5 protein-coding genes are annotated in these 5,815 nt (G+C 53.6%); 3 read left to right on the top strand and 2 right to left on the bottom strand.

Annotation, left to right across the window (positions count from 1 at the left end; all coding sequences use genetic code 11):
• Window positions 1-241 precede the first annotated feature (241 nt).
• The 3 genes from J7M22_10800 (at window position 242) to mdh (ending at window position 3,839) form a co-directional block, all read left to right on the top strand.
• Window positions 242-1,603, top strand: coding sequence for a 2-isopropylmalate synthase (locus J7M22_10800; protein ID MCD6507098.1), 1,362 nt, complete (start codon window positions 242-244; stop codon window positions 1,601-1,603).
• A 5-nt stretch (window positions 1,604-1,608) separates the two neighbouring features.
• Window positions 1,609-2,841 carry an isocitrate dehydrogenase (NADP(+)) gene (gene icd, locus J7M22_10795; GenBank protein MCD6507097.1) on the top strand — a complete coding sequence of 411 codons (1,233 nt, stop codon included), beginning with the start codon at window positions 1,609-1,611 and terminating at the stop codon, window positions 2,839-2,841.
• Between the two features lie 71 nt (window positions 2,842-2,912).
• A complete protein-coding gene (gene mdh / locus J7M22_10790; protein ID MCD6507096.1) occupies window positions 2,913-3,839 on the top strand; it encodes a malate dehydrogenase in 927 nt (308 codons plus the stop codon).
• 6 nt (window positions 3,840-3,845) lie between these two features.
• Here the strand turns inward: mdh and J7M22_10785 are convergent, their stop codons facing one another.
• Both J7M22_10785 and J7M22_10780 read right to left on the bottom strand, forming a co-directional pair.
• The gene (locus J7M22_10785; protein MCD6507095.1) at window positions 3,846-4,745 is read right to left on the bottom strand and encodes a sugar phosphate isomerase/epimerase; all 900 of its coding nucleotides are present in this window, start codon (window positions 4,743-4,745) and stop codon (window positions 3,846-3,848) included.
• Window positions 4,746-4,759: 14 nt separating this feature from the next.
• Window positions 4,760-5,404, bottom strand: a complete 645-nt coding sequence (locus tag J7M22_10780; protein ID MCD6507094.1) for an N-glycosylase/DNA lyase — start codon at window positions 5,402-5,404, stop codon at window positions 4,760-4,762.
• Window positions 5,405-5,815 lie beyond the last annotated feature (411 nt).

Below are 5,815 nucleotides of genomic sequence, written 5' to 3'. Positions count from 1 at the left end.
TCGCTTCTGGTGCGGAATTGGAAAAAATGGAGGATGAGATCGAGATGATCTGCAGGGTTGCCCAATAGCTTTGGTTCTTTGACGAAGTTCAACTCCATGACTTAGTTCCTTTTTTGCGGAAGTATAGAATCCTACCATACGGATCGCCCGGAATAGCGGATAGCAGCCGTTATATGCTTTTCTTGACTTTCCAGAACCGCTTTGTTAGAATTTCCGCAAAACGGGAAAGGAGGAGTGATGGATGTTGCGAAGGGATAAAAGGTCCAACCTGTTGAAGCCCAGGCGGAGGACGTTTCAGATGGTGGATGCCCAGGAACCCGAGCTGCTGAGGGAGATTTTCCCATATGAGGAGCCGCCCAGAATCGTCTTTGACGGCCTCACCGTTCCCATGGACCTCCCTGACGACTTCTTCATAACTGATACCACCTTTCGAGATGGACAGCAGGCCAGACCTCCCTATACGGTCGAGCAGGTGGTGGATATCTTCAAGATGCTTCATCGCCTCGGCGGGCCGAACGGCGTGATACGGCAGAGCGAGTTCTTCCTCTATCGAAAGCAGGAGAGGATGGCCGTTGAAAGATGCCTGGAACTCGGATACAGATTCCCCGAAATCACCGGTTGGATCAGGGCAAACAAGAAGGATTTTCAGCTGGTCAAGGATATGGGCCTTAAGGAAACCGGAATACTCACATCGGTATCGGATTATCATATATTTCTCAAGCTGAGGAAAACGAGAAAGGAAGCGATGGCGGACTATCTGGACGTGGTCAGAACGGCCATCGAAGCGGGCGTTAAACCCAGATGCCATCTTGAGGACATCACAAGGGCGGATTTCTACGGATTTGTAGTGCCGTTCGTTCAGTCCCTTATGGATATAGCCGACGATAGCGGCGTTCCCATAAAGATTCGGGCATGTGATACGCTGGGATACGGCGTGCCATGGGCTGAGGCGGCATTGCCCAGAAGCGTGCCCAAGATCATCCATGCGCTTAAAACCGAATGTGGGGTGCCATCTGAAAGGTTGGAATGGCATGGGCATAATGATTTCCATCTCGTCATCGCAAACGCCGTCGCCGCGTGGCTTTACGGCTGCAGCAGCGCTAATGGAACGATACTTGGTTTCGGGGAGAGAACCGGAAACCCGCCCATCGAAGGGCTGATCTTCAGCTTCATCGGACTTAAGGGCGAGACCTTCGGAATAGACACCACCGTCATAACTGAGATCGCCAGATATTACGAGGAGGTCATCGGAGATAGAATACCGGAGAATTATCCCTTCGTCGGCAAAAACTTCAACGTCACCCGGGCGGGCATTCACGCCGATGGTATATTGAAAAATGAGGAGATATATAACATCTTCGATACCGCTAAAATCCTCAACAGACCCTTGGGCGTCAGCATCACCGATAAATCCGGTCTCGCCGGAATAGCCCATTGGATCAGCTCCAACTTCAAGACCAAGATGGACAAACGACATCCGGGCGTGATGAAGATCTTCGAATGGGTCAGTCGGGAGTATGAGGAGGGGAGAACCACAAGCATCTCCGATCAGGAGATGATGGAGCTCGTCAGAAGATATCTGCCGGAGCTGTTTGAGGAGTGATCGATATGGAGTTCCGGAGGATCACCCCCCCGCAACAAGGGGCCAGAATCGAGGTGACGGAGGAAGGGCTGAACGTTCCCGACGATCCGATAATCCCCTTCATAGAGGGCGACGGGATAGGCCCGGACATAACGCGAGCGATGAGGCGGGTCGTAGATGCCGCCGTGGATAAGGCCTATGGCGGCAGGAGGAGGATCATCTGGTTCGAGATATTCGCAGGCGAAAAGGCAAAAAGGCTTTTCGACGAGTGGCTACCTCAGGATACGTTCGACGCGATATCCCATTACGGCGTGGCCATAAAAGGCCCTCTGACCACGCCTGTCGGAGGGGGATACAGAAGCCTCAACGTCACGCTGCGTCAGAAGCTCGACCTCTACGCCTGCGTCAGACCGGTCAGATATTTCGAGGGTGTTCCCTCACCGATCAAACATCCCGAGAGGATGGATGTGGTCATCTTCCGCGAGAACACGGAGGACGTCTACGCCGGCATCGAGTGGGAAAGCCGATCGGATGAGGCGTTGCGGGTGATACGGTTCCTCATGGAGAACTTCGGAGTTGATGTGAGGGAGGATTCAGGGGTGGGAATCAAGCCGATAAGCGAGTTCGCCACCAAGAGGCTGATGCGTATGGCTTTGAAGTATGCCCTAGCACGCGGGCGAAAAAGCATCACCATTGTCCATAAGGGCAACATCATGAAATACACCGAGGGGGCTTTTAGAAGCTGGTGCTATGAGGTGGCTGAGGAGGAGTTCGGCAACCTGACGGTTGCCGAGGCGGAGCTGGGTGACGCCATCCCCGAGGGGAGAGTAGTGATCAAGGATAGAATGGCCGACATCATGTTCCAACATATCCTCACCCGCACGGAGGAGTTTGACGTGATCATCACTCCAAATCTGAACGGAGATTACCTCTCCGACGCCTGCGCCGCCTGCGTGGGAGGGGTGGGGATGGCGCCTGGAGGTAACATAGGCGACAGGGTCGCCCTGTTTGAGGCCACCCACGGCACCGCTCCGAAATATGCCGGAATGGACGTGGTCAACCCGAGCTCTTTGATCCTATCCTCCGTGATGATGCTGGAGCATATCGGATGGATCGAGGCGGCAGAGCTGATAGTTGAGGGGATGGAACGTACCTTCAGGCAGAAAAGGGTCACGTACGACCTGCATAGGCTCATGGAGGGAGCGACGAAACTTTCAACATCCCAGTTCGCATCGGCTATAATCGAAAACATGGATTAGCTGATGCCATGAAGGGATGAAAATCGTGGCGATTCCTCTTTAAGCCATAAACCTGACATTGGAGTTAAGCGATGAGACATAAGATCAGTATAATAGGTGCCGGTAATGTCGGCGCGACCGCCGCGTTGATGATCGCCCAGAGGGAACTTGGTGATGTCCTCATGCTCGACATAATCCCCGATATGCCCCAGGGCAAGGCGTTGGATATGGCCGAGGCATCCCCGATCGAAGGGTTCGACGTGCGCATAAAGGGGACGAACAGCTATGAGGAGATAGCCGGCTCGGATATAGTCGTCGTAACATCCGGTAGGCCCAGAAAACCCGGAATGAGCAGGGAGGACCTCCTGACGCAGAACGCCCAGATCGTCGGCTCGGTCGCCGAGCAGGTTGCCAGATACTCGCCGAACGCCATACTGATAGTGGTCACAAATCCGCTTGATATCATGACGTATCACGCCTGGAGGGTAACCGGCTTTCCCCATCATAGGGTGATGGGCCAGGCGGGCGTGCTCGATACGGCAAGATTCAGATATTTCATCGCCAGCGAGCTGAACGTGTCCGTAGAGGACGTCTCCTCCCTGGTTTTGGGGGGACATGGCGATACGATGGTGCCCCTGCCCAGATATACCTCAGTCGCCGGAATACCGCTTGAGGAGCTGATGGATCGCGAGACGATAGACAGGCTGATCGAGAGAACCAGAGGAGGTGGTGGAGAGATCGTCGGGCTTCTCAAGACCGCCAGCGCCTTCTATGCCCCCGGAGCCGCCGTGGCCCAGATGGCCGAGGCCATAATTAAGGATAAAAAGAGGATCATGCCCTGCTCGGCCTATCTTTCGGGACAGTATGGCCTGAGGGATATCTTCATCGGCGTTCCCGCTAAACTCGGCTCCTCCGGCGTAGAGGAGATCATAGAGCTCAATCTAACCGATGAGGAGTTGGCCCAGCTTCACCGATCCGCTGAGATCTACAGAAGCGGAATAAGGCTTTTAGGGTACTGAGTTATATCAAAGTTTACGCATGTAGTCGAGAAATGCGCGGGCACATCTGTCCAGATTTTCCTCATCGCCTCCCCCTTTCAGCACCTCGCACATCTCGTATGCAACCCATCCCCGGTATCCGATCTCCCTCAGTGCATCGAAAAAGCTCGGATAATCCACGATCCCCGTCCCCATCGGAACGGCGTAGACCCTCGCTTCTCTCCTGATGTAGTTGGTCAGGGATTGGTCATATATGAAACGGTGATGCTTGATGTAATCGGCAACCGTGGTGTGGACAAGGAAGGGGGCTATCCTACGGACGGCCTCCTTCAGCTCCTCCCCTTTCAGTCCCTGTAACGCCGGCGCCCACGCGTCGAAAGCCGCCTTACAGTTCGGCTCATCCACCTCCTCCAACAGCCATCTGAGCGATTCATGATGAATGGCTATGTCGTGGTGGTTCTGAACGGCAAGGGTAACTCCGAATTCGGCCGCCCTCTGGGAGGCGAGCTTCAATCCTCGCACGCATATCTCCCATAATTTATCGAACGGAACCCCGGGCCTTTCGAAGCCCGTAAACACCCTGATCATCCCGCACCCGAGATCTCTGGCCAGCCTTGCCAGCTCGCCGACGTAAACCGCCTGAACCTCGATCATCGGGGTCATCGGCCTATCCACCCCTGCTGTGAAATCCACATATCCAGCGAGACATGGAACTTCAAGCCCCAGCGATTCGATCTTCTCCCTGAGACGTTTCCGAGCATTTTCGTCGTAATCTAGCGGCGAGAGATGAGGCCGCTTAGCCATGATCATCACGCCGTCAAACCCCAGCTCACTGGCCTTTTCCAACACCCTTTCGATGGGCAGGGAAGTCTGACCCCTCCACACCCCGGCGTAACTTACGGTATGTAATGCAAGTTTCCAGCTCATTTTTCCCCTCCTTACTATTTCAATATCTCTCCCGTTTCATCGCTCCAAAACAGCAGATCAAGGGCGTCGAAATCCACCCCGATCTCGAGAGCGAGCCGTCTCATGGCCTCCTCCACCTCCAGATACCTTCTCCGCGAGCTCGGGGAGCTCTTCAGATCCGTTATCCCGAAACGCCTGAGATTCCTGAGTATGTGTCTGTCGAGGATGGCGTAACCCTTGTAGCCTATATTACGTAGGAAATGGCTCCCCTCTTTGTATCCAAGCCCTTTGATGTTGTGAACTATGAAATCCCTCCTCTCGAGATGCTCCATCGGATCGAGCGTATCGAATATCTTAAAATTCATTCTTTTCCGCACGAATTCTCTGGCGAGGACCACGTATTCGGCCCGTTTGCGAGCATAGGGATGGACTAAATGTAACCTCTCGGACAACTCCTCCTGACTTCCGGTGAGCATCAGATCCCTGATCGCCTCGACTGAGCGCATCCCAACCTTTGCGGATGTGCCGGCCGTGAACAGACAGTAACACATCTCCTCGAAGGCGGCCAAATCCCCTTTTTCCCTGATCTTCTCGAACTCGCGCAACCTTGCCTCTATTGCGTTCCGTTTGATGAGGTATTTTCGCTTCAACTCGTATATCATCCTCCCGCGATCCGCCATGTAAACCTCCTTTCCCTCCATCCCTTAACTCTGAGTCGCGAGCGCTCAATGAGCCGCAATCCACAACCGTAAGGCAACTTTGCCATGGGCTGATGACGTCGGATGTAACGTCGGACCCAATTGACACAGGTTTCTTCAGTCCGGATGGAGCAATGTTTTCAGGCGTATTTTTCACGGGTCTGATCGAAGAGTTTTTAGGACGTCGAGGCATTTTCCTCACACCCGGCTTGTTCTTGACAGGTTTTGGGATGGTTCATAGTTATGGTAACAGATTTCAGAGAGCTTGAGATCTGTCCATCAGCCTCAGCCCATCTGGTCTTGAATGGGAACCTCCAAATGAGGTACAATACCTCATCAATCCACAAAAAATATAAGGAGGTTCCCGATGAGAGATTATCGGCTAAAAGAGAT

Source organism: Candidatus Poribacteria bacterium (assembly GCA_021162805.1).
GTDB lineage: Bacteria > Poribacteria > WGA-4E > B28-G17 > B28-G17 > JAGGXZ01.
This window is presented reverse-complemented; position numbering and strand designations above follow the sequence as displayed.